The organism is Pseudomonas sp. DSV-1 (assembly GCF_035830915.1).
Lineage (GTDB): Bacteria > Pseudomonadota > Gammaproteobacteria > Pseudomonadales > Pseudomonadaceae > Aquipseudomonas.
The window spans coordinates 1,714,497-1,740,664 of record NZ_JAYMYG010000001.1; the positions used below are offsets into that span (position 1 = coordinate 1,714,497).

Sequence of the window (26,168 nt, forward strand, 5' to 3'; positions counted from 1 at the left end):
CCGTCACGCCCTTTTGTGGCCGTCAGCCCTTGAGTACCAGTGGCAATAAACGTGCAGTATTTCGCGCATCTTCCAGGGCACGATGCTGCTGGCCATTGAACTGCATTCCGGCCAGTTGCAGGGCGCTGTTAAGTCCAAGTGCACGCTTGAGCTGGCGGGCCTGGGCAAATTGCTGCTTGAGGTTCATGTGCGGCAATTGCAGCAGGGCACTGTCCAGTTGCTTCTGGCGCCATTCCTGCTCCAGCTGTTTGCGATCGTAGTCGCCCCAACTGGCCCACCCTTCAAGCTTGGGCAGATGCTGGCCGAGCCAGCGCTCGAACTGCTCCCACACCACCGTCATCGGAGCCCCGGAGTCAATGTTGGCCTGGGTGATGCGAGTCAGTTGACGGCAAAAGGGCGTCAAGAGGGGACGACGTTGCGGGCGAATAAAGCGCTGAAAATGATCCACCTCCCGGCCGGCGCGAGTGACCACGCTGGCACCGATTTCAATCACTTCCATTTCTTCCAGGGGCCAGCCGCCATCATCGGTTGTGGCTTCCAGGTCAATTACCAGCCAGTGAGGCATGTGCAGCTTCCTTTAACAGCATCGGCGTTGAAGTGGGAGCGTAGCTAAAACACGGACCCGGGGACGTATTTTGTAGTGGGCCAGTCGACCGCTTGCTTGCTAGTCTATAGGCGGTTTAATGGTGTGCGTGCTCGATCTCAGGTCGTGTGTCGATCAATAAGTTCCAGCCATGGGCGGCGCGGGATGTATATGGTTTTGAAGTGTTCGCCGATACAGTTGGCTCATTGTGTGTTGCTGGCCCTCGGCATGATCTGGCTAACGCCGGTTTCGGCCGCCCAGGAAATCAGGGTTGGAGCTGCGCATTTTCCGCCGTATACCGTACGCCCCGAGCGCGGTGCCGACACCGGTCTGTTGTCACAATTGCTCAACGCCCTCAACCAGTTACAGAGCGACTACCGCTTTGTCCTGGTGCCCAGTTCGATCCCAAGGCGCGTGCGTGATTTTGAGCGGGGGCGGGTGGACATGATGATGTTCGAAAACCCGGCCTGGGGTTGGCAGGCGTTCTCGTATACGGCCGTCGACATGGGCCTTGAAGACGCCGAAGTATTTGTCGCCAGGTACCAACCTGATCGGGCCCAACGTTATTTTGATGAGTTGAGCGGCAAGCGGCTTGCGCTCTTTAGCGGCTATCACTACGCCTTTGCCGGGTTCAATTCGACCCCGAAATTCCTTGCCGATACCTTCAGCGCAACCCTGACCTATTCCCACGAAAGCAACCTGTTGATGGTCCTGCGCGGGCGGGCAGACATTGCATTGATGACACGCTCCAACCTGATCGACATTCAGCGCTACGACCCTGAGGTCAAGTCACAGATCATGATGTCCGAGCGTGTCGATCAGATCTATCGGCACTACGCGTTGCTGCGGCTCGATGCACCGATCAAGAGTCAGCAATTCGCGCAAATGATGAGCCGTCTTCGAGACAATGGGCAGTTGAGAGCCATTTTTGCTCCCTACCAGATTGACGTGGTCGAGATGTAGGGGAAGGTCAGTCAAGCGGCACTCTTTGCAGCAACTACCGAAGCAACGAGGCAACTGCCACGACGTTAGCGACGGGCGTAGGTATCGGGGTGCGTTCCCGAGACCTCGCGGCAGTGAATCAGGGCATCGCGAATCATGAAATTGACCAGCGTTGGCGACACGCCCAGCTCCTTGGCGATGTCTTTTTGCTGCACGCCGTGCAGGCGGTACATCTCGAACGCATAGCGCGTGCGGCTCGGCAGTTCGGTCAGTGCAAGCGCGATGTGTTCCAGGGTCGAGAAATTGATCAGCGAGGTTTCGGGGGAGGCGCCGTGGATGACTACGTTCAGGCCTTCCTCTTCGGTGCCCGAGTATTTTTGCTCCAGCGCCTGCTTGCGGTAGTGGTCAATCGCCAGGTTGCGCACGATCTGGAACAGGTAGCTGAGCTGTGCCTTGAATGAAGAGGTGATCTGCGGCGCGGACTGCAAACGGAAGAAAGCATCCTGCACAACATCCTCGGCCCTGTATCGACAACCGGTGATGCGTGCTGCGATTTTGACCAGGACCAGTCGGTTATCAACAAAGGCTTGAAGTAAGGGTGAGTCGCACTTGCCTGTGGACATTTGTTCCGTCATGGAGATCACCTGTTGCGAAAGTGTGAGTGAGGCGCTCTTCGTGGGAAGCGTCCTACACAGCTGTTCACAAGCTAGGCTGAATGATAATTATTGTCAATTGAGAAATAGAACTAATAGCGCTTAAGGAGGCGGACTGAGACATGCTTCACGACGGTGTCGGCAACTGGCTGCGATCTTGTGTGGGCAAGAACGCAGCCTGCGGTTTTTACTTGGGCCCGAGAATCTGCACCAGTTTTTCCGGCGACGGTGCGCCTTGCTGCTGTTGCAGGTTGCCTTGTTCATCCAGATAGAAAATCGCCGGGGTTGCAGCCACATCCAGCTCCTCCATCAGCTGGGCGTTGGCATCCAGCTTGGCCTGAACGTCAGCCGGGATTTTGGCCAAAGGCTTGAGCGTGCTGGCCTTGCCGGCTTTCTCGTGGTCGTGCAGGGCCTGCTGGGGATTTTTGGCGGCCAGCAAGGCGGCAGATTTGGCAGGGCTGTCTTCGCGGATGATACCCACCATGATGTGGCGCAATTGCACCTTGCCCGAGTCAACCCACGGACGGGCCTGTTCCCAGAACATGTTGCAGTACGGGCAGTTAGGGTCGCTGAACAGGTAAACAACCCGCGGTGCATCCTTTTTGCCGTCGGCGATCCAGTTGCTCTTTTCCATCTCGGCCCAGACTTGCTTGGCCATAGGTTCGTAAACCAGTTTTTGCAGCGGTGCCAGGCTCAAGTCATTGCCTTGGGCATCATACAAATTGCCCACCAGCACGTTGCCGTCCTGGGTCAGGTACAGCGCCATGCCACGGTTCTGGTACTGGGCGGCATAGCCACGCAAACCGCCGGGTGCATCGAAACTGCCAATGATTTTTGCGCCTTTGGCTTCAATCTTCTTGATCGCTGGCGGCAGTTCCTCGGCCTGCAGTGCAGGGGACTGCAAAAGTGCAGCGCCCAGCAGGGCGGTCATGCTCAGGGTCAGCAGTTTGCGGTTAAACATTTTTGCTCATTCCTTGCAGGGTCGGCCTGTTGGGCCGACATTGAATTGTTCAGATTTAAGGGCTCCATGGCCCGGGCCAGACTGGCTTGGGACAGTTCGCCCAGATGACTGCCCAGCAGCCTGCCTTCAGCGCTATAGAACAGCGTAGTCGGCAGGGCCATTGAACCGACTTTTTGTGCCAGTTGGCCGCCACTGTCGAACAGCACGTTACTGAGGTTCAGGCCCTGGGTTTCAAGGAAGGTACTGACGCTCTGCATGCTCTCGCCCTGATTGACGAAGAGGAACGTCACGTTCTGGTGCTGAAGCTGGGCGTTCTGCAGGACCGGCATTTCCCGTCGGCACGGCGGGCACCAGGTGGCCCACAGGTTGATCACCAGAGGGCCACCCTGATAGCTGCTCAACTCCACGGACTCGCCGTTGGCGTTGCGCAACACCATCTCCGGCAGCCGCGTGCCTTGTTCGTAAAGGCTGGACGAGAGACTGGCAAGTAGCCAGAACGCCAGGCCACTGCCCAGCCCCCAGCCCAGTGGCCGCCGCAGGCCGGCCCTGCGCCAGCCCCAGATGACTGCACCGGCCACCACTGCGATCAGCCCCGGCCACAGCAAGAAGCCGCCATCGCGCAAGTCCAGGACTTGCAGCGGGTCGTCCTTGAAGTAGCGCCAATAGCTGATGACAAAACCGATGCGCGCCACCAGCAAGCCCAGTAAAAAAAGGCTGAACAGCACTGACTCGGGGTTTTCGCCACCGCGCTTGGCCACCCGCCACCCCACCAGTGTCGCCAGGGCAAGGGCCAGAATCAGCAGCAAATGGTTGATGGCCAGCGCAAACGAACCGATGGTCAGGGTGAGCATTTAGAGGAGTTCCCGAGTGGCGTTCCAGTTATTCAAGAAGGTCTGGGCGTTGACTTCGCCAGTGATGCGTTGCCCGCGACGCTCGATTCCGTTGGGGCCGATCCAGACAAAGCTGGGCGGGCCCGGTACCTGATAGCGGCTGAGCAGTTCGCGGCTGGCGACATTATCGGCGGTCACGTCAAGACGCAACAGGCGCACCCCTTGCAGTGCATCCATGACCTGGGGTTTGCCGAACACCTGCTTCTCCATGACCTTGCACGACACACACCAGTCGGCGTAGTAATCGAGCATGACCCACTGGCCATCGGCCTTGGCGCTGGCCAGTTCTCGGTCCAGGCCTGCGGGGTCCTTGATGGTGATGAAAGCGTCGTGGGCCGTGCTTGCAGAGCTGGCGCCCGCCACTGTCCCGGCGGTGTAGACCTGCAAGGGTTGCCACAGATCGGTACCGCCACCGGCAGCACCCACCAGCAACAGGCTGCCCCACAGGCCTGCCAGCAGACTTGACGGAGTGAACAGCGTTTTGGCCCGCTGTTGCCACAGGCTGCACCCCAGAATGACCAGCAGGACGCCCCACAGGCCGACCCACAGGGACTCATCGAGTACCGGGCGCACCAGCAACAGCGCCGTACCCAGGAACAGGAAGCCAAACAGGCCTTTCATCAGGTTCATCCAGGCGCCGGGCTTGGGCAGGAAGCGGCTGCCTACGGTCACCAGCAGCAACAGCGGTACGCCGATTCCCAGGCCCATCACAAACAGCACCAGGCCACCTTCGACGGCATTGCCACTTTGCGCGATATACAGCAAGGCACCGGCCAGGGGGGCGGTCATGCAGGGGCCAACGAGCAAGCCGGACAGGGCGCCGAGAATACCTGCGCCGATCAGGCTGCCGCCCTTGCGCCCACGCCCGGCAGTTTCGAGGCGGTCCCGCAGGGCGGCAGGCAATTGCAGTTCAAAAAAGCCGAACATGGGCAGCGCCAGCACCACGAACAGCGCGGCAAAGCTGCCCAGCAGCCACGGCTGTTGCAGCAGGGCCTGCAAGTTGGCGCCCAGCAGGGCAGCCAGCACGCCCAGTCCGGCATACACCAGCGCCATGCTGATCACATAACTGCCGGCCACGGCAAAACCGCGTCCGGCTGTGGCACCACTGCCCACGACCAGACCGGCCAGAATCGGCAGCATCGGCAGTGAGCATGGAGTGAAGGCCAGCAGCAGGCCCAGGCCGAAGAACAGCAGTAAACTCCAGCCCAGCGAGCGCTGCTGCAAGCTTGCCGCCAGTGACTGGTCTTGCGCCTGGCCTTGGGCTGTCACAGGCTGCGCGCCGCCCAGATCGACCGTCTGGCTTTGTGGCGGATAGCACAGGCCTGCATCGGCGCAGCCTTGCCAGCTGACCTTGACCTGACCGCTGGCGCCTGCCGGGATCAGTATCGAAACACTGTCGCGATACACCTGGGTGGCGCCAAAGAATTCATCGCTGTGTTCCAGCCCCTGAGGCAGTACCGGGGTTTTTGCCGGGTCCAGCCCGTCGAACTTGAAGCGCTTTTGATACAAATAGTACGTATCGGCTATTTTCCACTGCAGGCGGGTTTCGCCTGAGGGCAATGGCTCGGCACTGAAGGTAAAGGCCTTGTTGACCGGCAGAAAGTCAGGCTGTGCAAACGGATTGTTCGCGGTCTGGGCCTGGGCCACACCGACCAAACACATCAATAGAAAGGACAGCAGCAAACGCATGGGTAAAGCCTTGGGCAAGTTCAAGTCCAGCTACAGTGTGTTCCTGCGATTAACCGATCATTAACCGATGCACACTGCGGTGTAGACGGCATAATCGGCCCTTAATCCCATGACCTTTTAATCGGCTCATTTAAGCGGGTATCAGCATGCATGTACTGGTTTGCGAAGACGACGAACTGATCGCCAGCGGCATCAAGGCCGGGCTGACTGCCCAGGGGCTGACAGTTGAGCACGTCGGCACGGCCAGTGCCGCGCGGGCCATGTTGAAGGCTGCCGAGTTCGATGTGATGGTGCTCGACCTGGGCCTGCCCGACGAAGACGGCCTCAAGCTGCTGCAACAGTTGCGCCAGCAGGGGCTGGAGTTGCCCGTGCTGATTCTGACGGCCCGTGACTCGGTGACCGATCGTGTCGACGGTCTGCAGGCCGGTGCCGATGATTACCTGCTCAAACCCTTCGATCTGCGTGAACTCGCAGCGCGACTGCATACGTTGCTGCGCCGGGTGGCCGGGCGCAGCGTCAACCTGATCGAGCACGGCAGCCTCACTTACGATCCCAGCAGTCGCGTGACCTTGCTGGCGGGTCAGCCGGTGGACTTGTCCCGTCGTGAACAGGCGTTGTTGCAAGCCTTGCTGCACAACCGGGGGCGTGTGCTGTCCAGTGAGCAACTCAAGGACAGCATCTACGGCTTTGGTGACGAACTGGAGAGCAACGCCCTGAACGTTCATATCCATCACCTGCGGCGTAAATTGGGCAACGGTATCGTTGAAACCGTACGCGGCCTGGGCTATCGCCTGGGGCATGCCGATGGCGCAGAGTCACAGGCATGATGAGCCTGCGCCTGCGCTTGAGCCTGACGATCGGTTCGGCGTTTGTTCTGGTCTGGGCCCTGGCAGCGGCCTGGATGCTCAGCGATCTGCGTCAGCAAATGATGTTTTCCCTCGATCAGCGGCTGGTGGCCTCGGCGCGTATGGTCGCGGGGTTGCTGGAGCAGTTGCCGCAATTGCCGGTAAAAGGCGAGGGTACCCATTTCAGTGCCGAGCAACTGACCGTTCCAGGCGGCATGGCCTGTCAGGTCAGCTCGTTGCGCGGCGAGATCCTGGCCCGCAGCCACAACAATCCGGACCAGCCGATGCAGTCGCAAGCGGCAGGTTTTCATGACCAGGTCATCGACGGCGCCGCCTGGCGCACCTTTACCCTGGATCGAGGAGATCTGCGCATCACCACGGCTGATCGCCAGGTCGAGCGCGAGGCACTGAACCTGTCGGTGCTGCTGGCGGCATCGGTGCCGGTGGGCATGGCACTGATGGTCTGTTTATTGCTGCTATGGCTGGGGATCGGCCAGGGGCTGGCGCCGCTCAACCGGATGCGCGATGCCTTGATGCGCCGCGATGCCGATTCATTGCAACCGCTGCAGATCACGCCATTGCCCAGTGAGCTGAAACCGCTGCTCGACTCCCAGAACCAGCTCTTTGCGCGCATTGCCAAGACCATCGAACGGGAGCGGCGCCTGACCGGTGATGCTGCCCATGAACTGCGCAGCCCGCTGACCGCGATCAAAACCCACCTGCAAGTGGCGCGCATGACCGATGGCGAGGCCCGTGAACAGTCACTGGCCCATGCCGAAGCGGGTGCCGACCGCTTGCACCGCACCCTTGAGCAATTGCTGCTGCTGGCGCGGGTTGAAGGCAGCCTGTCGTTTGATGACGGGGTCAATTGTTCGGCCGAGCAAGTGGCGCGTCTGGCGATCCATGATGCCGCCAGTGCCGGTGGTGAGCACATACGTTTGCATTTACCGCCAGACCTCCCGGCCACGGCACTTGAAGTCCCTTCGGTATTGGCCATCGCGGCGTTGCGCAACTTGCTGGACAACGCCTTGCGCCATACCCCGCCAGACACTCAGGTGGAGTTGACGGTTGCCGTGGATGGCCCGCACGTCAGCTTCGTGGTCCGTGACCACGGCCCCGGCATAGCCCCCGAAACACTGCAACACATGACCCAGCGCTTCTGGCGCAACGGCAACAGCAACGGTTGCGGGCTGGGCCTGGCGATCGTGCAGGCGATTGTCGAGCGTTGCCGTTGCGAACTGACTTTCGACAGCCAGTCCGATGGCTTGCGGGTTGAATTGCGGATGCCATTGAAAAGCACTGTTTAAGGGGGTGGGAGCGGGCTGGCTCGCGATGCAGGCGACGCGGTCTGGCAGGTCGGCCGCAGTGATGCCATCGCGAGCAAGTCCGTTCCCACAATGGTCATGTCGGTTCGAATGCGCTCCAATGTACTGATTTCGTTACAACTTCAGTTGGACCATGGTTTACAGTACCCGCGCTCTACTGAACCACCCACAGACGGCATTTTTGTGGAGTGATTCCATTCCGGATAAACAGACCCCCACGGCGCATAAACGGCCCGCTTGACCGCTTCTACGGGGATGGCACAGAACGTGCTCATGTCCTTTCGTCCACACCGGGTGAACATGATGTTTGTCTGGTGAGAGGACCCCGTACAAGAACAATAAGAGGATGATTCATGCAAAATCACCGACCTGCCACAGAAGAACCAGAACTGCAGCGCAGCCTGTCCAATCGTCATATCCAGCTGATCGCCATCGGCGGTGCCATCGGTACCGGCCTGTTCATGGGCTCCGGCAAGACCATCAGCCTCGCAGGCCCCTCGATCATCTTCGTCTACATGATCATCGGCTTCATGCTGTTTTTCGTGATGCGCGCCATGGGCGAGTTGCTGTTATCCAACCTCAAGTACAAGTCGTTCATCGATTTTGCATCGGACCTGCTGGGCCCTATGGCGGGTTACTTCACCGGTTGGACCTACTGGTTCTGCTGGATCGTGACCGGCATCGCCGACGTGATCGCGATCTCTGGCTATACGCACTTCTGGTTCCCGGACATCCCCCTGTGGCTGCCTGCAATCGGCTGCGTCGCGCTGCTGCTGTCGCTGAATCTGATCACGGTGAAAATGTTCGGTGAGCTGGAATTCTGGTTTGCCATGATCAAGATTGTGGCCATTTGCGCGCTGGTCTGCACCGGGCTCTATATGGTGACCACTGCGTTCCAGTCGCCGACGGGCAACTCCGCATCCCTGACCAATCTGTGGAATGACGGCGGAATGTTCCCCCACGGCGTGATGGGCTTCTTTGCCGGTTTCCAGATTGCCGTGTTTGCCTTTGTCGGTATCGAGCTGGTGGGTACCACCGCCGCAGAAACCAAAAATCCGGAGCGCAATCTCCCCCGTGCGATCAATTCGATTCCGCTGCGCATCATCATGTTCTACGTGTTTGCGCTGATCGCGATCCTGGCCGTTACCCCGTGGCGTGATGTCGTGGCCAACAAGAGTCCCTTCGTTGAACTCTTCATGCTCGCCGGTCTGCCTGCTGCGGCTGGCATCATCAACTTCGTGGTTCTGACCTCTGCGGCCTCTTCGGCCAACAGTGGCGTGTTCTCAACCAGTCGCATGCTGTTTGGCCTGGCAATGGATGGCGATGCTCCGAGCAAATTCAAGAACCTGTCCCGGCGATCGGTGCCTTCCAACGGCCTGATCTTCTCCTGTATCTGCCTGCTGGCGGGGGCGCTGGTGATCTATGTGGTGCCCAACCTGATGGAGGCGTTCACCCTGATCACCACGGTATCGGCCACCCTGTTCATGTTTGTCTGGACCATGATCCTGCTGTCCTACCTGGCCTATCGCAAAAAACGTGATCACCTGCACCGCGCATCGAAATACAAGATGCCCGGTGGCAAGGTCATGGTTTGGGTCTGCCTGACGTTCTTCGTGTTTATTCTGGTACTGCTGGCTCTGGAAACCGACACCCGCCAGGCGCTCTACATGGTGCCCGTCTGGTTTGTGCTGCTGGCTTTGGGTTATCGCTCGGTTCGGCGCAATAAACAGGAGATCGAGAACCTGGCCTGCCAGGCAGAGTAATCGCGGTTTTCACGACACAGGTTTTGCCCGGGGGGCGGCACATGAGGTGCCGCCCCTTCGTTGTTTGCTGTCAGGGAGCGGTTGGTCATGCGAATTCACGTCACGTTCAAAGACCGCGTCGGCATCACCCAGGAAATCCTGATGCTGCTGGGCGCGCGTAACCTCAATCTCGACGCGGTGGAAATGAGCCCGCCGAATGTCTATATCGATGCACCTACCCTGTCCCGAAGCGTGCTTGAAGAGCTCGACCATGCGCTGATGCGGGTAGCAGGCGTGCAGGCCGTGAAGCTGGTTGACATCCTGCCGGGCGAGCGTCGGAGCCTGCAGCTGGAAGCCTTGCTCGCCGCCATGAGCGATCCGGTGATGGCCGTAGACCCCGACGGTTGCGTGCTGCTGGCCAATCCCAGGCTGACTGACCTTTACGGTCGCGATCCCACGGGTGAGCCGCTGTCGAATCTGTTCGCTGCACCGGATCTGGCCCGTACCCTGATCAATAAAGGCTTTCGCCTGCCCATGTGTGAAGTGAGTTTCAAGGGCTGCGACCTGCTCCTCGATGCCACGCCCATCAGCGGCGGTACAGAGGTGCTGGTGGGGGGGCTGCTGACGCTTTACCCGCCCAGCCGCATTGGTGAGCGATTGGCGTCGTTGCTGCGCGACCCGGCTGAAGGGCTGGAGGCCTTGCTGGGCAAGTCTGCGGTGCTTGAAGACCTCAAGTCGCGCTTGCACAAAGTGGCGAGCCTGGATGCGCCGCTGCTGATCCAGGGCGAAACCGGCACCGGCAAGGAACTGGTGGCTCACGCCTGTCATGCCATGAGTGCCCGGCGTGATGCATCGTTTTTGGCCCTCAACTGCGCAGCGTTGCCCGAGAGCCTGGCCGAGAGCGAGCTGTTCGGCTACTCCGCCGGAGCCTTCACCGGCGCCCAGCGTGGCGGCAAGCCGGGCCTGCTGGAGTTGGCGGACCGTGGCACGGTGTTTCTCGATGAGGTAGGAGAGATGTCGCCGTACCTGCAGGCCAAGCTGCTGCGGTTCCTCAGCGACGGCTGCTTTCGGCGCATCGGTGGCGAGCGCGAGGTGCGGGTCAACGTGCGGGTGCTCTGTGCAACCCACCGCGACCTGGAACGCATGGTGAGGGAGGGCACCTTTCGCGAGGATCTCTACTACCGGCTCAACGTCCTTAACTTGCTGGTGCCGCCGTTGCGTGAGCGTGGCATGGACATCCTCCTGCTGGCCGAGCACTTCCTGCGACAGGCGTGCGAGCAGATCCACCGGCCGCCCTGCCGGCTGGCGGCGGCGACCCATCCGCTGTTGCTGGGTAATCGCTGGGCGGGCAACGTGCGCCAATTGCAAAACGTCATCTTCCGCGCTGCAGCGACCAGCGAGGGCGATGTGATTGATTGCGACAGCCTGGAGCTGGCCGGGACTGAACTGACCAGCCAGAAGGCGGATGCCGAAGAAGTCGTCAGCCTGGAAGCGGCAATGCAGGGTTTCGAAAAAACCTTGCTGGAACGTTTTTACGTGGCCTACCCATCTACCCGTCAGTTGGCTTCGCGCCTGCAAACCTCGCACACGGCCATTGGGCAAAGGCTGCGTAAATACGGGATAACCTCGCGCAATTGACCACGGCGCGGATCCCGTTGCAGCTGCCTCGTTCCCTTGGCAGCTGCAACGGCAATGGCAGGCAATATGTCAGTGGTTTGAAAATGCTCCACCGGAGTGATTTCACTCCGCTCCCGCCTGAACCCCGCCTGTGCAGGACTAACCCCCCATCACCCTGTCACGGCTGGAGCGGTATCGCTCCAAAGACCCGCTCGCAATACGCTTAAACTAATGTAAGTAACTGTTTTTAAAGTACTTTATTGAGTTGGCATCACACTTGCTCTTGTTCAGTCAGTAGCACCGTACCTGCGGTGGCCTGTCCGTCCTGCACCAGGACACATTGATAACAAGAGAAAAGTCCATGAGCACTCTGCGTTTTACTCCTGAACATGAATGGCTGCGTCTGGAAGCGTCGGGCGAGTTGACCGTCGGCATTACCGATTTTGCCCAGCAAGCGCTGGGTGATGTGGTGTTTGTGCAGTTGCCCGATCTGGGGGTGTTCAGTGCAGGTCATGAGGTTGCAGTGCTGGAGTCGGTGAAAGCAGCCAGCAATATCACCATGCCGCTGACGGGGGAGATCGTGGAGGTGAACCAGGCGTTGGCGGATGACCCTGAGCAGGTCAACGCTTCGCCCATGGGCGACGGCTGGTTCTTCCGGATTCGCATCGACAACATGGCGGCTTTCAACGACCTGCTGGACCAGCAGGCCTACGACGCCTTTGTGGCCGAAAACGCCTGAGCCGGAGCATCCCCATGACCCAAGCACATTTGCCTCTGAGCACTGACAACGAGTTTATTGCCCGCCACATCGGCCCCGATGACGATGACATACGCGCGATGCTTGCGCGGGTTGGCCACGACTCTCTTGAAGCGCTGATTGAAAGCGTGGTGCCGCACAGCATCAAAGACACCAGCGTGCTCGAACTGACTGCCGGTGAGGGCGAAGCCCGGGCGCTGGCTGCAATCAAGACGATTGCTGGCAAAAACCTGTTGTTTCGCAATCACATCGGCCAGGGCTATTACCCGTGCCATACACCGCCTCCCATCTTGCGCAACCTGCTGGAAAATCCGGCCTGGTACACCGCCTATACCCCTTACCAGCCAGAGATCTCCCAGGGGCGGCTTGAAGCCTTGCTCAACTTCCAGACGATGGTCAGCGACCTGACCGGCATGGAAATCGCCAATGCCTCATTGCTGGACGAGGCGACAGCGGCGGCCGAGGCAATGACCTTCTGCAAACGCCTGGCAAAAAACCGGGCCCCGGCCTTTTTTGCCTCCCATCACTGCCACCCGCAAACCCTCGACGTGCTGCGCACTCGTGCCCAGCCGCTGGGAATTGAAGTGGTGGTGGGTGATGAGTGCGAGTTGGTGCAGGAAGATTTCGAGGGTTATTTCGGCCTGCTGCTGCAATATCCCGCCAGCACCGGGGCTATCGTGGATCACCGGGCACTGGTGCAGGGCGCCCACGGGGCCGGTGCCCTGGTGGCTGTGGCGGCGGACCTGCTGGCACTGACCCTGCTGACGCCGCCCGGTGAATTCGGTGCCGACGTGGTACTGGGCAGTGCCCAGCGCTTTGGTGTGCCGTTGGGTTTTGGCGGACCTCATGCGGCTTATTTTGCAACCCGCGACGGATTCAAGCGCGATATGCCGGGGCGTCTGGTAGGCATTTCAATCGACCGCCACGGCAAACCGGCCATGCGCCTGGCCATGCAGACCCGCGAGCAACATATCCGCCGCGAAAAGGCCACGAGCAACATCTGCACGGCACAGGTGCTTCTGGCCAATATCGCCAGCATGTTCGCCGTCTACCACGGCCCTCGGGGCCTTGCGGACATTGCCCGACGGGTCCATCGCCTGACCTCTATTGTGGTTCAAGGGCTGCAACAGCTCGGGCACAAGGTCGAGCAGCAGCACTTCTTCGACACGGTCAGCGTGGTGCCTGCCACATCGGTTCAAGACGTGATTGACGCTGCAACCGCAGCGCAGATCAACCTGCGCCGGATCGACCCGTTGCGTGTCGGCCTGTCGCTGGACGAAACCTGCGAGCAGGCCAGCGTCGAAGCCCTGTGGTCGGTGTTTGCAACACAGGGTCAGGCATTGCCGGACTTCGCCGCACTGGCGGCAGCGACGGGTGATTGCCTGCCGCTGGCGCTGTTGCGTGAGACGCCGATTCTGCAACACCCGGTGTTTAACCGCTACCACAGTGAAACCGAGTTGATGCGTTACCTGCGCAAGCTGGCCGACAAGGATCTGGCGCTGGACCGCACCATGATTCCATTGGGCTCCTGCACCATGAAGCTCAATGCCGCCAGCGAGATGATCCCGATCACCTGGCCTGAGTTCGGCGCCTTGCATCCCTTTGCCCCGAGCGAGCAGACCCTGGGTTATCAGCAACTGACCCGGGAGCTGGAAGCCATGCTCTGCGCGGCCACAGGCTACGACGCCATGTCGTTGCAGCCCAATGCCGGTTCCCAGGGTGAATACGCCGGTCTGCTGGCGATTCGCGCTTACCACGCCAGCCGTGGCGAGGCCGGTCGTGATGTGTGCCTGATCCCGTCTTCAGCCCACGGTACCAACCCCGCCACCGCACACATGGTCGGAATGCGCGTGGTAGTCACGGCCTGCGATGCGCGGGGCAACGTCGTCATTGAAGACCTGCGTGCCAAGGCCATCGAACACCGTGATCGCCTGGCTGCACTGATGATCACCTATCCCTCGACCCATGGCGTGTTCGAAGAAGGCATCCGCGAAATCTGCTCGATCATCCATGAGCACGGCGGGCAGGTGTATCTGGACGGCGCGAACATGAATGCAATGGTGGGCCTGTGTGCGCCGGGCAAGTTTGGTGGCGACGTGTCCCACCTCAACCTGCACAAAACCTTCTGCATTCCCCACGGCGGCGGTGGCCCCGGTGTCGGCCCGATCGGGGTCAAGGCGCATCTGGCACCGTTCCTGCCGGGGCATCAGACCCTGGCCCGCAAGCAGGGCGCAGTGAGTGCGGCGCCCTATGGCAGCGCGAGTATTTTGCCGATCACCTGGATGTACATGCGCATGATGGGCGGGCAGGGCCTCAAGCGCGCCTCGCAGCTTGCAATTTTGAATGCCAACTACATCGCCCGTCGTCTGGAGGAACACTACCCGGTGCTTTATACCGGCGACAACGGCCTGGTGGCCCACGAATGCATCCTCGACCTGCGCCCGCTCAAGGAAACCAGCGGGATCAGTGTCGATGACGTTGCCAAGCGTCTGATCGACTACGGCTTCCACGCGCCAACCATGTCCTTTCCGGTGGCCGGCACATTGATGGTAGAGCCCACGGAGAGTGAGTCCCTGGCCGAGCTGGACCGCTTCTGCGACGCGATGATCAGCATTCGTGAAGAGATCCACGCCGTGCACAACGGCACGCTGGACAAGGATGACAACCCGCTCAAAAACGCGCCGCACACGGCTGCAGAGCTGGTTGGCAAGTGGACGCACCCCTACAGCCGCGAGCTGGCGGTATTCCCGCTGGAGTCATTGCGTGACGGTAAATACTGGCCGCCGGTGGGACGTGTCGACAACGTCTACGGCGATCGCAACCTGGCCTGCGCCTGCCCACCGATAGCCCTGTATCAGGACGCCTGATCGCTCTGCCCGGATTACGATCCGGGCAGAGCCTGAAACGTGAATCTCTAATAAAAAGGAAAATCTCATGTTCCATAAAAGCCTGACCCTGTCTGATTTCGACCCAGCTCTGTTCGACGCCATCACTCGCGAGGCGCAACGTCAGGAAGACCATATCGAGCTCATTGCTTCCGAGAATTACACCAGCCCGCAAGTGATGCAGGCCCAGGGCACCGAGCTGACCAACAAGTACGCCGAGGGCTACCCGGGCAAGCGCTATTACGGTGGCTGCGAATATGTCGATGTGGTGGAGCAGTTGGCAATCGATCGCGCCAAGGAGCTGTTTGGCGCCGGGTATGCCAACGTGCAGCCGCACTCGGGCTCCCAGGCCAACTCGGCGGTGTACCTGGCGTTGCTGCAGGCGGGCGATACCATTCTGGGCATGAGCCTGGCCCACGGCGGCCACCTGACCCACGGGGCAAAGGTCAGTTCCTCGGGCAAGCTGTACAACGCCGTGCAATACGGGATCGACGGCAATGGCCTGATCGACTATGACGAAGTCGAGCGTCTGGCCCTGGAACATCGGCCAAAAATGATCGTTGCCGGTTTTTCGGCTTACTCCAAGACCCTGGACTTCCCGCGTTTTCGTGCCATTGCCGACAAGGTCGGGGCTTATCTGTTTGTGGACATGGCCCATGTTGCGGGTCTGGTTGCCGTTGGTCTGTACCCCAACCCGCTGCCGTATGCCGATGTGGTTACCACCACAACCCACAAGACCCTGCGCGGCCCACGCGGCGGACTGATTCTGGCCAAGGCCGATGCGGACCTGGAGAAAAAACTCAACTCGGCGGTGTTTCCGGGTGGCCAGGGCGGGCCCCTGATGCATGTGATCGCGGCCAAGGCCGTGTGCTTCAAGGAGGCGCTGGAGCCGGGCTTCAAGGATTACCAGTTCCAGGTCATCAAGAACGCTCAGGCCATGGCAGAAGTCTTCAAGCAGCGCGGGTATGACGTGGTCTCCGACGGCACCGATAACCACCTGTTTCTGGTCAGCCTGATACGCCAGGGCATCACCGGCAAGGACGCCGATGCCGCATTGGGCCGGGCCCATATCACCGTCAACAAAAACGCCGTGCCCAATGACCCGCAGTCGCCGTTCGTGACATCGGGTTTGCGCATTGGTACACCCGCGGTGACCACCCGTGGTTTGCAGATCCCCGAGTGCCGTGCGCTGGCGACCTGGATCTGCGACATCCTCGACCATCCGGGTGATGCCGCCATCGAGGCCCGGGTTGCGCGGCAGGTCAGCGAGATGTGCGCTTTGTTTCCGGTGTATTCGAAGTAGAGGCGAGCATGTCGCTAAGTGTGTTTGATCTGTTCAAAGTGGGGATCGGTCCTTCCAGTTCGCATACGGTAGGGCCGATGAAAGCTGCCGTGGCGTTTGCCCTGGGGCTCAAGGCGCAAGGGCTGCTGGAGCAGACAGAAAGTGTGCGTGCCGAGTTGTATGGCTCGCTCGGTGCTACCGGCAAGGGTCATGGCAGCGACAAGGCCGTCATGCTGGGGCTGGAAGGGGATTACCCGGACACCCTGGACACCACCACGGCGGATGCCCGGGTTAGCGCGATTCGCAGTTCGGCCAGTCTGTCGTTGCTCGGTGAAAAAGCGATCCGCTTTGTCGAGAAAGAGCACCTGGCGATGATTCGCAAGCCCCTGCCTTACCACCCCAACGGCATGATCCTGCGAGCGTTCGACCAGGCCGGATTGCAAATGTGCAGCCGTGAATATTATTCGGTGGGTGGCGGCTTTGTGGTCGATGAGCAAGCCATCGGGGTCAATCGCATCGTTGCTGATCGAACCCCGTTGCGCTATCCGTTTTTGTCGGGCCGTGAACTGCTGGAACAATGTACCCGCAGCGGTCTTTCGATCAGTGCGTTGATGGCCCGGAACGAGGCGGCCTGGCACACCCCGCAGCAGCTTCGTGAGGGATTGCTGCATATCTGGCAAGTGATGCAGGACTGCGTGCTCGCCGGGTGCCGCAATGAGGGAATCATGCCTGGCGGACTCAAGGTCAGGCGCCGTGCGGCGCAGCTCTACCGCCAGTTGAGCAGCAATCCGGAAGCGGCACTCAAGGACAGCCTCTCGGTGCTCGACTGGGTCAACCTGTACGCGCTGGCCGTCAATGAAGAAAACGCCAGCGGTGGCAGGGTCGTGACGGCACCCACCAATGGCGCGGCGGGGATCGTGCCTGCGGTATTGCACTACTACGTACGATTTGTGCCGGGAGCGGATGAAAACGGGGTGCAGCGCTTTCTGTTGACGGCGGCGGCCATCGGCATTCTGTACAAGGAGAACGCCTCGATTTCCGGTGCCGAAGTCGGCTGCCAGGGCGAGGTGGGTGTTGCCTGCTCGATGGCTGCCGGGGCGCTCTGCGAGGTGCTGGGCGGCACGGTGGAGCAAGTGGAAAACGCTGCCGAAATCGGTATGGAACACAATCTGGGCCTGACCTGCGACCCGATTGGCGGTCTGGTGCAAGTGCCCTGCATCGAGCGCAACGCGATGGGCTCGGTCAAGGCGATCAATGCTGCGCGCATGGCCTTGAGGGGCGACGGCAAGCACTTTGTCTCCCTCGACAAAGTGATCCGCACCATGCGTCAGACAGGCGCCGACATGAAGAGCAAGTACAAGGAAACCGCACGCGGTGGCCTGGCCGTGAACATCATCGAATGCTGACATCTTTTCAACTCATTCAAGGATTCACCCATGTCTGACGAACAACTGCTGAAAACCCCGTTGCACGTTTTGCACCTGGAGCTTGGCGCCCGCCTGGTGCCTTTTGCCGGTTACGAAATGCCGGTGCAATATCCGTTGGGCGTGATGAAAGAGCATCAGCACACCCGCGAACAGGCGGGCCTGTTCGACGTATCGCACATGGGCCAGATCCGCCTGCACGGTGCGGGTGCGGCCAGGGCCCTGGAAGCACTGGTGCCGGTGGACATCATCGACCTGCCCGTGGGTATGCAGCGCTATGCCATGTTCACCGATGAGAACGGTGGCATCCTCGACGACCTGATGGTGGCCAATGCCGGGGAGTACTTGTTTCTGGTGGTCAACGCCGGTTGCAAGCAACAGGACCTGGCGCATTTGATCCGGCACCTGGGCGCTGCCTGCGAAGTGGAGTCGCTGTTCGACAGCCGCGCCTTGCTTGCCCTGCAGGGGCCGAAGGCTGCTCAAGTGCTGGGGCGCCTGGCCCCGGAGGTACAGGCCATGACCTTTATGCAGTTTGCCACCGTGCGTTTGCTCGGTGTCGATTGTTACGTCAGTCGCTCCGGTTACACCGGCGAAGATGGCTACGAAATTTCCGTTCCGGTCGAACAGGCAATACGGCTGGCCCGTGCGCTTCTGGCCGAGCCCGAGGTCAAGCCTGTCGGTCTGGGTGCCCGGGATTCGCTGCGCCTGGAAGCGGGCCTGTGCCTGTACGGCCATGACATGGACGTCACCACGACACCGGTTGAGGCCAGCCTGGGCTGGGCTATTTCAAAGGTGCGGCGCACCGACGGCGAGCGTGCCGGTGGCTTCCCCGGAGCCGGGCGCATCCTCGGGCAGCAGCGCGAAGGCGTGGCCAGCAAACGCGTTGGCTTGTTGCCTCTGGAGCGTGTGCCGGTGCGTGAAGGCACACCAATCGTCAATGCCCAGGAGCAGGTGATCGGCCATGTCACCAGCGGTGGTTTTGGTCCCAGCCTCGGCGGTCCGCTTGCGATCGGCTATGTGCAAAACGCCCATGCTGCACTCGACAGCGAAGTCTTCGCCGTGGTGCGGGGCAAGTGGGTGCCGATGCGGGTGGTTAAAACGCCTTTCGTCCCTCAGCGTTACTACCGGGGCTGAGGCCGCGATGCGAGGAGCACTAGCATGAGTGAACACCTGTCTGTCGCCACCCGCCCGCAACCGTTGCAGGCGGGGATCAAATTGCGTGGAGCCGACAAGGTTGCCCGTATCCCGGTGAAGATCCTGCCGACCGAAGATATACCGCGTAAGCCTGACTGGATCCGGGTGCCGATATCCACCTCGCCGGAGGTGGCGCGGGTCAAGGCGCTGCTGCGCAAACACAAACTGCACAGCGTGTGTGAAGAGGCTTCTTGCCCGAATCTGGGCGAGTGTTTCTCGGGCGGTACCGCGACGTTCATGATCATGGGTGATATCTGTACCCGTCGCTGCCCGTTCTGTGACGTGGGGCACGGCCGCCCGAGGCCGCTGGATGCAGATGAACCGAAGAACCTGGCGATTGCCATCGCCGACCTTCGACTCAAATACGTGGTCATCACCTCGGTGGACCGTGACGACTTGCGAGACGGCGGTGCCGGACACTTTGTCGACTGCCTGCGCGAAATTCGCAAGCTGTCACCGGGCGTACAGCTGGAAACCCTGGTGCCCGACTATCGCGGTCGCATGGACGTGGCACTGGCGATCACAGCGCAAGAGCCGCCTGATGTGTTCAACCACAATCTGGAAACAGTGCCGCGGCTGTACAAGGCGGCGCGCCCCGGATCGGATTTCGAGTGGTCACTGGACTTGCTGCAGAACTTCAAGCACAAGGTGCCCCATGTGCCCACCAAGTCCGGCTTGATGCTGGGTTTGGGGGAGACGGACGAGGAAGTGATCCAGGTGATGCAGCGCATGCGCGAGCATGATGTCGACATGCTGACGCTGGGGCAGTACCTGCAGCCCTCGCGCAGCCACCTGCCGGTGCAGCGTTTCGTGCACCCGGACACCTTCGCCTGGTTTGCAGAGGAGGGGCAGCGCATGGGTTTCAAAAACGTCGCGTCGGGGCCGCTGGTGCGCTCCTCTTACCACGCTGATGAGCAGATGAAGGGGGTTTGATACAAGAGCCGTAGCCGCTGGCGAAGGAATGAGGCTGCGTCCACGGGCGCAGCCTTCGGCCGTTGCCACGAACGGGCGGGCCCCATTGAAAGCGTCGTAATGGGTCAGGTGACGAAGCTTAATCGGTGCTCAGTACCTTGACGATGGCGTCAATATTGCCCTGCAACTCGGCCACAGGATCGGTGCCGTCTGCCGTCACCACCACCAGCTCACTGCCACCCTCGGCAATTGCAGCGATGACTGCAGCCGAAGGCTGGCGGTGATCCAGCACCAGCGCCACATCATTGTCTTTCAGGGTGTGGGTCAGCGCTTGCAGCGACTCGGGCGTCCAGGTCTCATCCCCTTTGTGATCGACTTCGACCCGTTCCAGATTCAACCCGCCAATCAAGTAGTCCAGCCGATCCGACAGGCTCACCACGGCCAGATTGTCGGCCTTGGCCAGCTGTGCCTCGCTGTCGGCGCTGAGCTTGAGCAAACGCTGTTTCAGACTCGCCAGGTTGGCTTCGATCTTCGGCTTGGCAGCAGGCGCCAACCGCACCAGGTCGGCCGCGATCACATCCGCCATGCGTCCCATGTTGTTGCTGGTCAGCCACGGCTGGCTGTTCAGGCCATCGCTGTGAGCTCCCGGCTGTACGGCTATGCCCGGCAGGCTGCCGTCCACTGGCCGCGCCGCGTCAACTTCAACAATGCGGATATTGCTGCGTCGTGCCATCGGATACAGCGGGTCATCGCTCCACAATGAGCGCAGGCCGATCACGGCATCGGCCTGTGTGGCCAGCGTGTGCAGGGCAGGGGCGCCGCGCCCGCTGAAGTAGGCGTTCTGTCGGCTTCCGGGCAGGTTGGCCGCTGCGGCCCGTTCCAGGGTCACGTTACTGTCCTTGAGCAGCAACTCGCCCAGCCCGTAGGTGATCGGCAGAGTGGCGAGGACGCGCACCGGTTGCGTCGCTGTGTCGGCTGCCAGCAGAGGCGTGCTGAGCAGGCCGGTAATGGCCAGGGCCAGTGAGAGTTTGCGCAGAGTGAACATTTATCCAATATTCCCTTTCAGGCTGGGCACCACGCCCCGGGCGATGGCGGCGAGGGCGAAGGCGATACCGGCCATCAAAATAATTGCGGCGCCGGACGGGATCGGCAGGTCAAACACGATGGGCAGCAGGATGCCGCACAGGGTGCTGACGGTGGCGATCAGTACTGAAATCCAGAAAAACCCCTTCAGCGACTGGCTGAGCAAACGCGCCGCCGCTGCCGGAATCACCAGCAGGGCGCCCACCAGAATCGCGCCAATGACTTTAACGGCCGCGACGGTAATCAGCGTCACCAGGATCACAAACAGATAGTCCAGGGACTTCACTGCCACCCCGCGTACAGCGGCCAGTTGCGGGTTGAAACTGGCGAGCATGATGCGGTTGTACAGCGGCAGGCTGAGGCCCAGCACCAGCGCGCCGACAATCGCCAGTACCAGCAGATCATTGCCGTTGACCGTCAACACTGAACCGAACAGCACGTTTTCCAGGATATGCACGTTGATCTTGCCCGCCAGAATCAGCAGCAGGCTGGCGCCCAGTGCCAATGACACCGACAGGAACACGCCGATCAGGGTATCCGGTGCCAGCCCGGTGCGATTGCGCAGGTAATTGAGCGAGATGCCGAACAACAGGCAGTAGCCGAACAGGCTGCCATAAGGTCCGGTGTAGGGCTCACCCAGCAGGATGCCGATGGCCACGCCGGTCAGCGCGGCATGGCCCACGGCTTCGGAAAAAAACGCGAAACGCTTGACCACCACCAGCGTGCCCAGGCCGCCGAGTACCGGGCCAATCAGCAAACCGGCAAGCAATGCATTGACCACAAAACCGTAAGCCAGCACTTCGGGCAAATAGCCTGCAGATGCCCAGCCCTGAACCATCAGACGGAACGCTTCGTAACTCATGAAAGGGCGCTCCCGTGAGCCTTGGGATGGGTTGAAAACAGGTTGAGCAAGCGTTCGGGGCTCAGGGTCTGTTCAGGCGGGCCGTCGAACAGGACCTGGCGATTGAGCCCGGTCACCCGTTCTGCCAGTCGTTTCACGGCGGCCAGATCGTGCTCGATCCACACCACGGTAACTCCGGCCTGACGCCAGTCAGTCAGCAAGCGCTCAAACACTCGGGAACCGGCCTCGTCCAGCGCCGACATGGGTTCATCCAGCACCAGCAGTTGCGGTGCGGGGATCAGGCCCTGTGCCAGCAACACGCGCTGGCGTTCACCGCCGGACAGCGCACCCATGCGCCGCTTGCGCTTGTCCTGCATGCCCACACGCTCCAGCGCGTCGCCGATGGCCGGAGCCACCTTGCGCGACAACCCCATAAACGCCGGGCGGCGCTGGCACATGGCGGCCATGAAATCATCCACGGTCATGGGCAGTCCGCGATCGAACTCCAGCGCCTGGGGAACATAGCCGATCAGCCCCGGTTCACCGGGCCAGTCAAGGCACAGGCGACCCTGATGGGGCATTTGCCCCAGCAGCGTCTTGATCAGCGAGCTTTTGCCCCCGCCGTTTGGCCCCACTAGCGCATGGACGCTGCCGGGGCGAATGCTGAAACTGACGTGATCCAGAATGGGCGTTCGACCCAGGGTCAGCGACACCTGATCAAACGTCACTCCCGGCCCGCAGGCCGCTACCGGCAAGTGTTCAACGGCAGTCATGCTCCGGCCTCCTGAATGGCCCTGACCACGGTATTGAGGTTGCCGGTCATTTCTTTTTCGTACTTGTCAGCACTGTAGTCGCCATAGGAAATATGTGAGAGCGGGTACAGTTTGACCCCGGACTCGCGCTGAATGGTCTCGACATAAGTGGACGGGAAGTCCATCTCGGAGAAGATCACCTTCACATCCAGCTCGCGCAGTTGATCGATGGTTTTCTTCAACTGGCTGGGGCTTGGCTCAATGCCGTGGGCCGGCTCGACCACGGCGGTGACCTCCAGGCCGAACTCGCGCAGCAGGTAGTCGTAAGCCGCGTGCACCGTGGCCACGCGCAGGTCGGCGTTCGGTGCCTGGGTCAACTTGGCCAGGGCATCGGCCCGCATTTGACGCAGGCGCTTGCCGTAGGCGCGGGCATTGGCGGTGTAGGTCCTGGCGTTGGCCGGATCGAGTTTGCCCAGTTCACGGGCAATGTTGTTGACCTGGGCAATCGAGGCGCTGATCGACAGAAAGGTGTGGGGGTTGACCACCTTGCCCGCACCGCGCGCCGCGTTGCCGGTGGCGGCCAGCAAGGGGACATTCTGGTTGGCCTCGATCACCGGGATGTCGGGTTTTTCGCTGGCCTCGATCATGCGGTCGGCAAAGTCATCATGGCCCACGCCATTGAGCACGATTACATCCAGTGTACCGATGCGCTTGATGTCTTCAGCGCGGGGCTCATAGGCGTGGGGGTTAAAGCCTGCGGGAATCAACGGCACCACTTCGGCCTTGTCGCCGACGATATTGGCCACGTAGCTGTAGTAAGGGTGCAGGGTGATACCGATGCGCAGCGGCTTGGCCAGCGGGGTCGGGGCATCGGCAAATGCCTGGGGTGACAGACAAAAGGCAAACAGGGCGGCCAGCAGCACGGTGCGGCGACGCACAACAGATGAAATCGACATGGCGAGCAGTCTTCTCTCAGGTCAAGCGGTGGGTTCAGTGCCGATGCTGGCGTGTGACCCCGGCATCGAATTGCGCGATCACTTGCTGCCAGCCACTTTGATTAAGGGCGGCATCGCTGAAGTCGGCGGGGGCTTTTGCGTCGGGATTGCGGTTGAGCCATATATCCGGCTGGGTGCTGATTCGCATCAAGAACGAACCCGCCACCTCAGGGTTGGGGCTCAGGCCCAGGTAGGCCTGTTCACCGAGCAGCTGCCAGGCATGGTTGCCACGGCTGACGGAGCTGGCATCGCTGGCAAAGGGGGCAAAGCCTTCTTCGGCCAGTTGGACGGGTTGGGGCAGGGCGCTGGACGCTTCGCGCAGCAACTGGATTTCGTCCAGCGTGACCCGCAGGTCGGCGTAGATGCCTTGTTCGGCAGCGCTCAGGTCCCGTCGTGCATCCAGTTGATGGGCGGCCACGGAAGTCACTTCCTGGGATTCGTGACGCCAGGCCACCACGGAGCCGGCCACGGTCAGAATCAACAGGCACAGCAGCAACACATACAGGGTTTCATGACCGGCACCGGCCGGGCGCACTACGTGAGTACTCATGGGGCCTCGATATCGGCTTGGTCGATTTCGACGATGTGACCCGGACCCGCGTCGAACAGCACATAAAATTCGGAATCGGGGCGCTTGAACGTCAGGGTTGAATCCGCGCCCAGCTTGCCGGGCACCAGGATGGTTTCGTCGTAGCCGATGACATCCAGGGTCACTCCCGGTGCGCCGCTGCCGTCGGAAAACCCGCCGGTACAACGGATCTGTCCGTCTTCCACGGCCTTGCACTCACACATCGGGTTGTGGGCCAGTGCCTGGCTGCAAACACCGAGCAACGCAATCAATCCTGCCGCCAGGGCAGGTTTTTTAAACAGGCGCGAATGCATTATTTGGCTCCTCGTTGGGCCAGCCAGGCGACCGTTGCCGGTGAGGCCTGACTCAGGGGAATGGAGGCCTGATGCATGGAGCCGTCCCACCCCTCAAGAGTGATCCATAGCTCGGCGTCGGGCTTGGTGCGATCAGGGATCGGCATGGTGGCGCCCATGCGGTATGGCGTGCCGAAGAAAATCACCCCGGCGGCCCGCAGGCTGCGAGGTTTGCCGATTCGCAGATAGGCAGCCTTGACCTGATTGATGCAGGTGTCGCACAGGGCAGCGTTAAAGCTCTTCATGTAGCCCGCCGGGCCGTCCGGGCGCGGGGCTTCGTTGCGCAATTCGGCCAGTTTCAGGCTCCAGGGACCGACCTGCACGGTGCCGATTTCACGCTCGCCCAGGCCGCTGTCCCCGCGAAACAGCGAGGCATCGGCGAAGTACTTGGGCATAAAGCCCAGCGGCACCAACAGCAGCAGAATGTTTATGTGAAAGCGCCATTTGTGCCACAACCGGCCAAGGGTGGACGAGGGCTGTGCAGCCACTGCCTTGCTCATACATTGGCCTCTTCGGGCTGTTGGCTGTGCGCCGTGACGGTCTGGGTTGCGGCAGGTTTACGCTGGGATTTCTCGCTGCGCTTGAGGGCGTTGGCGGTGGCCAGCGCCGTGCGTTTGGTCCAGATCAGCAGGCCGCTCAGAATCATCATGCTGAGGATCAGGCCGAAGAAGAACCAGATCAGCTTGACCCACAGTCCGCCAAAATCGCCGGTGTGCAGCGGGCGCATGGATTCGGTTACCAGCTCCAGCCCGGACCGGTCGGCAATCATTCGCGAGCCTTCGATCGCGCCGTTGTACGGGTTGATGTCTGCGGTCTGGAACAGCAGCGGGTACCAGCCCGGGCCGCCGACTTCGATATGTCCGTAGGCATTGCTTGGCAGGCTGACAAAACTCGCGTCCAGCCCGGGGATTTTTTCGGCGGCAATTTTTACTGCCTGGTCGAGGTTGATCTGCGGTGCGGGCTGGCCGTCCGGCATGATCGGTACATCCTGGCGCGCCACAACGGGCGGGTTGCCAGTGGTTGAAATCGAAATCTGGTTATCGAACATAAAGGCTTCGATCAAGAACCACAGGCCGGTGATGGAAATCACGGCAATAAACCAGATCGACCAGATGCCGCACAGGCGGTGGAAATCGCCCCAGAAAATGCGCGCTCCGTGATTAAAACGCAGGTTGGGTTTGAAAAAGCCTTTCCAGAATTTTTTGTAGACCACCAGCCCGGTAATCAGCGACCCCAGCAGCGGAAGGCCGAGGAACGACACCAGGTACCAGCCCCAGCTATAGCCATTGGTAAATGGCACCAGCCACCAGCCGTGCAGGGCGCGAGTAAAGGCCTGGAAGTTGAAGCTGGGGCTCTCACCCTGAATCGCTCCGGAATACGGGTTGATGTAGAGCGATGGCGAGCGGCCGTCGGGATAGACCACACGGGCCACCAGGGCAAAATGCGACTCGTCCGGGCGGCTGATCGACTGTACGGCCAGGTTCGGTTCGGCCTTTTTAATGGCGGTCAGCACCTGTTCGTAAGTCAGCAGCGGTGCATCATCATCCGGCTGAGTGGCGCGGGCCTCGGGGGTGGCAAGCCATACGATCTCCTGGCTGACCACGGCCAGTGTGCCGGTTACGCAGACGATCAGGACGAAGAACCAGATAGGCAGGGTCAACCAGCTGTGAACCAGAAACCAGAGTTTGGAACGGGACTTTTTGGACATGGGAAACGGCAAACTCGCAGCAGGGCGGGTGTGTAATCGCCATTGAGAAGCGATTGCTTATCCATGTAGGACGAATGAGATGAGCAAAACCCGAAGCTGGACTTGTAAGAAAATGTTTCCGGTGTGGCCAGGTCCGGGTGCTCCCACATTCTGTACCCTGGCGGTGC

Annotated in this window: 24 protein-coding genes; 11 read left to right on the forward strand and 13 right to left on the reverse strand. The window is 60.8% G+C overall.

The features are described from left to right. Positions 1 to 22 precede the first annotated feature (22 nt). Entirely contained in the window at positions 23 to 565 is a 543-nt protein-coding gene (locus VSQ83_RS08095) for an exonuclease domain-containing protein (protein WP_133077174.1), read from the reverse strand. A 189-nt stretch (positions 566 to 754) separates the two neighbouring features. Between VSQ83_RS08095 and VSQ83_RS08100 the strand changes: the two genes are divergently transcribed. Beyond that, a complete protein-coding gene (locus VSQ83_RS08100; RefSeq protein ID WP_326425962.1) occupies positions 755 to 1,546 on the forward strand; it encodes a substrate-binding periplasmic protein in 792 nt (263 codons plus the stop codon). A gap of 65 nt (positions 1,547 to 1,611) precedes the next feature. On the opposite strand, the gene VSQ83_RS08105 is transcribed toward VSQ83_RS08100, so the two are convergent. The 4 genes from VSQ83_RS08105 to dsbD form a co-directional block, all read right to left on the reverse strand. Further along, complete coding sequence (locus VSQ83_RS08105; protein ID WP_133077176.1) at positions 1,612 to 2,160, reverse strand: RNA polymerase factor sigma-70; 549 nt, start codon at positions 2,158 to 2,160, stop codon at positions 1,612 to 1,614. A gap of 205 nt (positions 2,161 to 2,365) precedes the next feature. Continuing rightward, positions 2,366 to 3,139 carry a thiol:disulfide interchange protein DsbG gene (gene dsbG / locus VSQ83_RS08110; RefSeq protein ID WP_133077177.1) on the reverse strand — a complete coding sequence of 258 codons (774 nt, stop codon included), beginning with the start codon at positions 3,137 to 3,139 and terminating at the stop codon, positions 2,366 to 2,368. After that, positions 3,118 to 3,990: a TlpA disulfide reductase family protein gene (locus tag VSQ83_RS08115; RefSeq protein WP_133077178.1), complete on the reverse strand. Its 873-nt coding sequence runs from the start codon at positions 3,988 to 3,990 to the stop codon at positions 3,118 to 3,120. Before VSQ83_RS08115 ends, dsbG begins: the two co-directional genes overlap by 22 nt. Beyond that, positions 3,991 to 5,718, reverse strand: a complete 1,728-nt coding sequence (dsbD, locus tag VSQ83_RS08120) for a protein-disulfide reductase DsbD (RefSeq protein WP_326425964.1) — start codon at positions 5,716 to 5,718, stop codon at positions 3,991 to 3,993. 146 nt (positions 5,719 to 5,864) lie between these two features. Between dsbD and VSQ83_RS08125 the strand changes: the two genes are divergently transcribed. The 10 genes from VSQ83_RS08125 to lipA all read left to right on the forward strand — a co-directional run bounded on the left by VSQ83_RS08125 (position 5,865) and on the right by lipA (position 19,722). Continuing rightward, positions 5,865 to 6,545 carry a response regulator gene (locus tag VSQ83_RS08125; protein WP_133077180.1) on the forward strand — a complete coding sequence of 227 codons (681 nt, stop codon included), beginning with the start codon at positions 5,865 to 5,867 and terminating at the stop codon, positions 6,543 to 6,545. Next, positions 6,542 to 7,870: an ATP-binding protein gene (locus tag VSQ83_RS08130; RefSeq protein ID WP_219261509.1), complete on the forward strand. Its 1,329-nt coding sequence runs from the start codon at positions 6,542 to 6,544 to the stop codon at positions 7,868 to 7,870. The genes VSQ83_RS08125 and VSQ83_RS08130 overlap by 4 nt, the downstream gene beginning before the upstream one ends. Before the next feature lie 371 nt (positions 7,871 to 8,241). After that, a complete protein-coding gene (gene cycA / locus VSQ83_RS08135) occupies positions 8,242 to 9,651 on the forward strand; it encodes a D-serine/D-alanine/glycine transporter (protein WP_133077181.1) in 1,410 nt (469 codons plus the stop codon). A gap of 87 nt (positions 9,652 to 9,738) precedes the next feature. Then, positions 9,739 to 11,268, forward strand: a complete 1,530-nt coding sequence (locus VSQ83_RS08140) for a sigma-54-dependent transcriptional regulator (RefSeq protein WP_133077182.1) — start codon at positions 9,739 to 9,741, stop codon at positions 11,266 to 11,268. 340 nt (positions 11,269 to 11,608) lie between these two features. Beyond that, positions 11,609 to 11,986, forward strand: coding sequence for a glycine cleavage system protein GcvH (gene gcvH / locus VSQ83_RS08145; protein WP_133077183.1), 378 nt, complete (start codon positions 11,609 to 11,611; stop codon positions 11,984 to 11,986). A gap of 14 nt (positions 11,987 to 12,000) precedes the next feature. Continuing rightward, on the forward strand, positions 12,001 to 14,871 hold the full coding sequence (gene gcvP, locus VSQ83_RS08150; RefSeq protein ID WP_326425966.1) for an aminomethyl-transferring glycine dehydrogenase: 2,871 nt from the start codon (positions 12,001 to 12,003) through the stop codon (positions 14,869 to 14,871). 67 nt (positions 14,872 to 14,938) lie between these two features. Further along, positions 14,939 to 16,192: a serine hydroxymethyltransferase gene (gene glyA / locus VSQ83_RS08155; protein WP_133077185.1), complete on the forward strand. Its 1,254-nt coding sequence runs from the start codon at positions 14,939 to 14,941 to the stop codon at positions 16,190 to 16,192. A gap of 8 nt (positions 16,193 to 16,200) precedes the next feature. Then, the gene (locus tag VSQ83_RS08160; protein ID WP_219261507.1) at positions 16,201 to 17,577 is read left to right on the forward strand and encodes an L-serine ammonia-lyase; all 1,377 of its coding nucleotides are present in this window, start codon (positions 16,201 to 16,203) and stop codon (positions 17,575 to 17,577) included. Between the two features lie 30 nt (positions 17,578 to 17,607). Next, the gene (gene gcvT, locus VSQ83_RS08165; protein WP_326425968.1) at positions 17,608 to 18,729 is read left to right on the forward strand and encodes a glycine cleavage system aminomethyltransferase GcvT; all 1,122 of its coding nucleotides are present in this window, start codon (positions 17,608 to 17,610) and stop codon (positions 18,727 to 18,729) included. Between the two features lie 24 nt (positions 18,730 to 18,753). After that, positions 18,754 to 19,722, forward strand: coding sequence for a lipoyl synthase (gene lipA / locus VSQ83_RS08170; RefSeq protein WP_326425970.1), 969 nt, complete (start codon positions 18,754 to 18,756; stop codon positions 19,720 to 19,722). A 118-nt stretch (positions 19,723 to 19,840) separates the two neighbouring features. Here the strand turns inward: lipA and VSQ83_RS08175 are convergent, their stop codons facing one another. Genes VSQ83_RS08175 through VSQ83_RS08210 form a run of 8 tightly spaced genes read right to left on the reverse strand, consistent with a single transcriptional unit; the run spans position 19,841 to position 26,001 of the window. Continuing rightward, positions 19,841 to 20,746, reverse strand: coding sequence for a metal ABC transporter solute-binding protein, Zn/Mn family (locus tag VSQ83_RS08175; protein ID WP_326425972.1), 906 nt, complete (start codon positions 20,744 to 20,746; stop codon positions 19,841 to 19,843). Then, positions 20,747 to 21,646, reverse strand: a complete 900-nt coding sequence (locus VSQ83_RS08180; RefSeq protein ID WP_133077190.1) for a metal ABC transporter permease — start codon at positions 21,644 to 21,646, stop codon at positions 20,747 to 20,749. After that, entirely contained in the window at positions 21,643 to 22,398 is a 756-nt protein-coding gene (locus VSQ83_RS08185; protein ID WP_326425975.1) for a metal ABC transporter ATP-binding protein, read from the reverse strand. The genes VSQ83_RS08180 and VSQ83_RS08185 overlap by 4 nt, the downstream gene beginning before the upstream one ends. Further along, positions 22,395 to 23,333, reverse strand: a complete 939-nt coding sequence (locus VSQ83_RS08190) for a metal ABC transporter substrate-binding protein (RefSeq protein WP_326425977.1) — start codon at positions 23,331 to 23,333, stop codon at positions 22,395 to 22,397. Before VSQ83_RS08190 ends, VSQ83_RS08185 begins: the two co-directional genes overlap by 4 nt. Positions 23,334 to 23,367: 34 nt before the next feature. Further along, positions 23,368 to 23,922, reverse strand: a complete 555-nt coding sequence (locus tag VSQ83_RS08195; RefSeq protein ID WP_326425979.1) for a DUF6162 family protein — start codon at positions 23,920 to 23,922, stop codon at positions 23,368 to 23,370. Then, entirely contained in the window at positions 23,919 to 24,254 is a 336-nt protein-coding gene (locus VSQ83_RS08200) for a hypothetical protein (protein ID WP_133077194.1), read from the reverse strand. The genes VSQ83_RS08195 and VSQ83_RS08200 overlap by 4 nt, the downstream gene beginning before the upstream one ends. Next, positions 24,254 to 24,793 (reverse strand): thiamine pyrophosphate-binding protein, encoded by a 540-nt coding sequence (locus tag VSQ83_RS08205; protein WP_326425981.1) that lies wholly within the window; start codon positions 24,791 to 24,793, stop codon positions 24,254 to 24,256. Before VSQ83_RS08205 ends, VSQ83_RS08200 begins: the two co-directional genes overlap by 1 nt. Beyond that, positions 24,790 to 26,001 carry a PepSY-associated TM helix domain-containing protein gene (locus VSQ83_RS08210; RefSeq protein WP_133077196.1) on the reverse strand — a complete coding sequence of 404 codons (1,212 nt, stop codon included), beginning with the start codon at positions 25,999 to 26,001 and terminating at the stop codon, positions 24,790 to 24,792. Before VSQ83_RS08210 ends, VSQ83_RS08205 begins: the two co-directional genes overlap by 4 nt. Positions 26,002 to 26,168 lie beyond the last annotated feature (167 nt).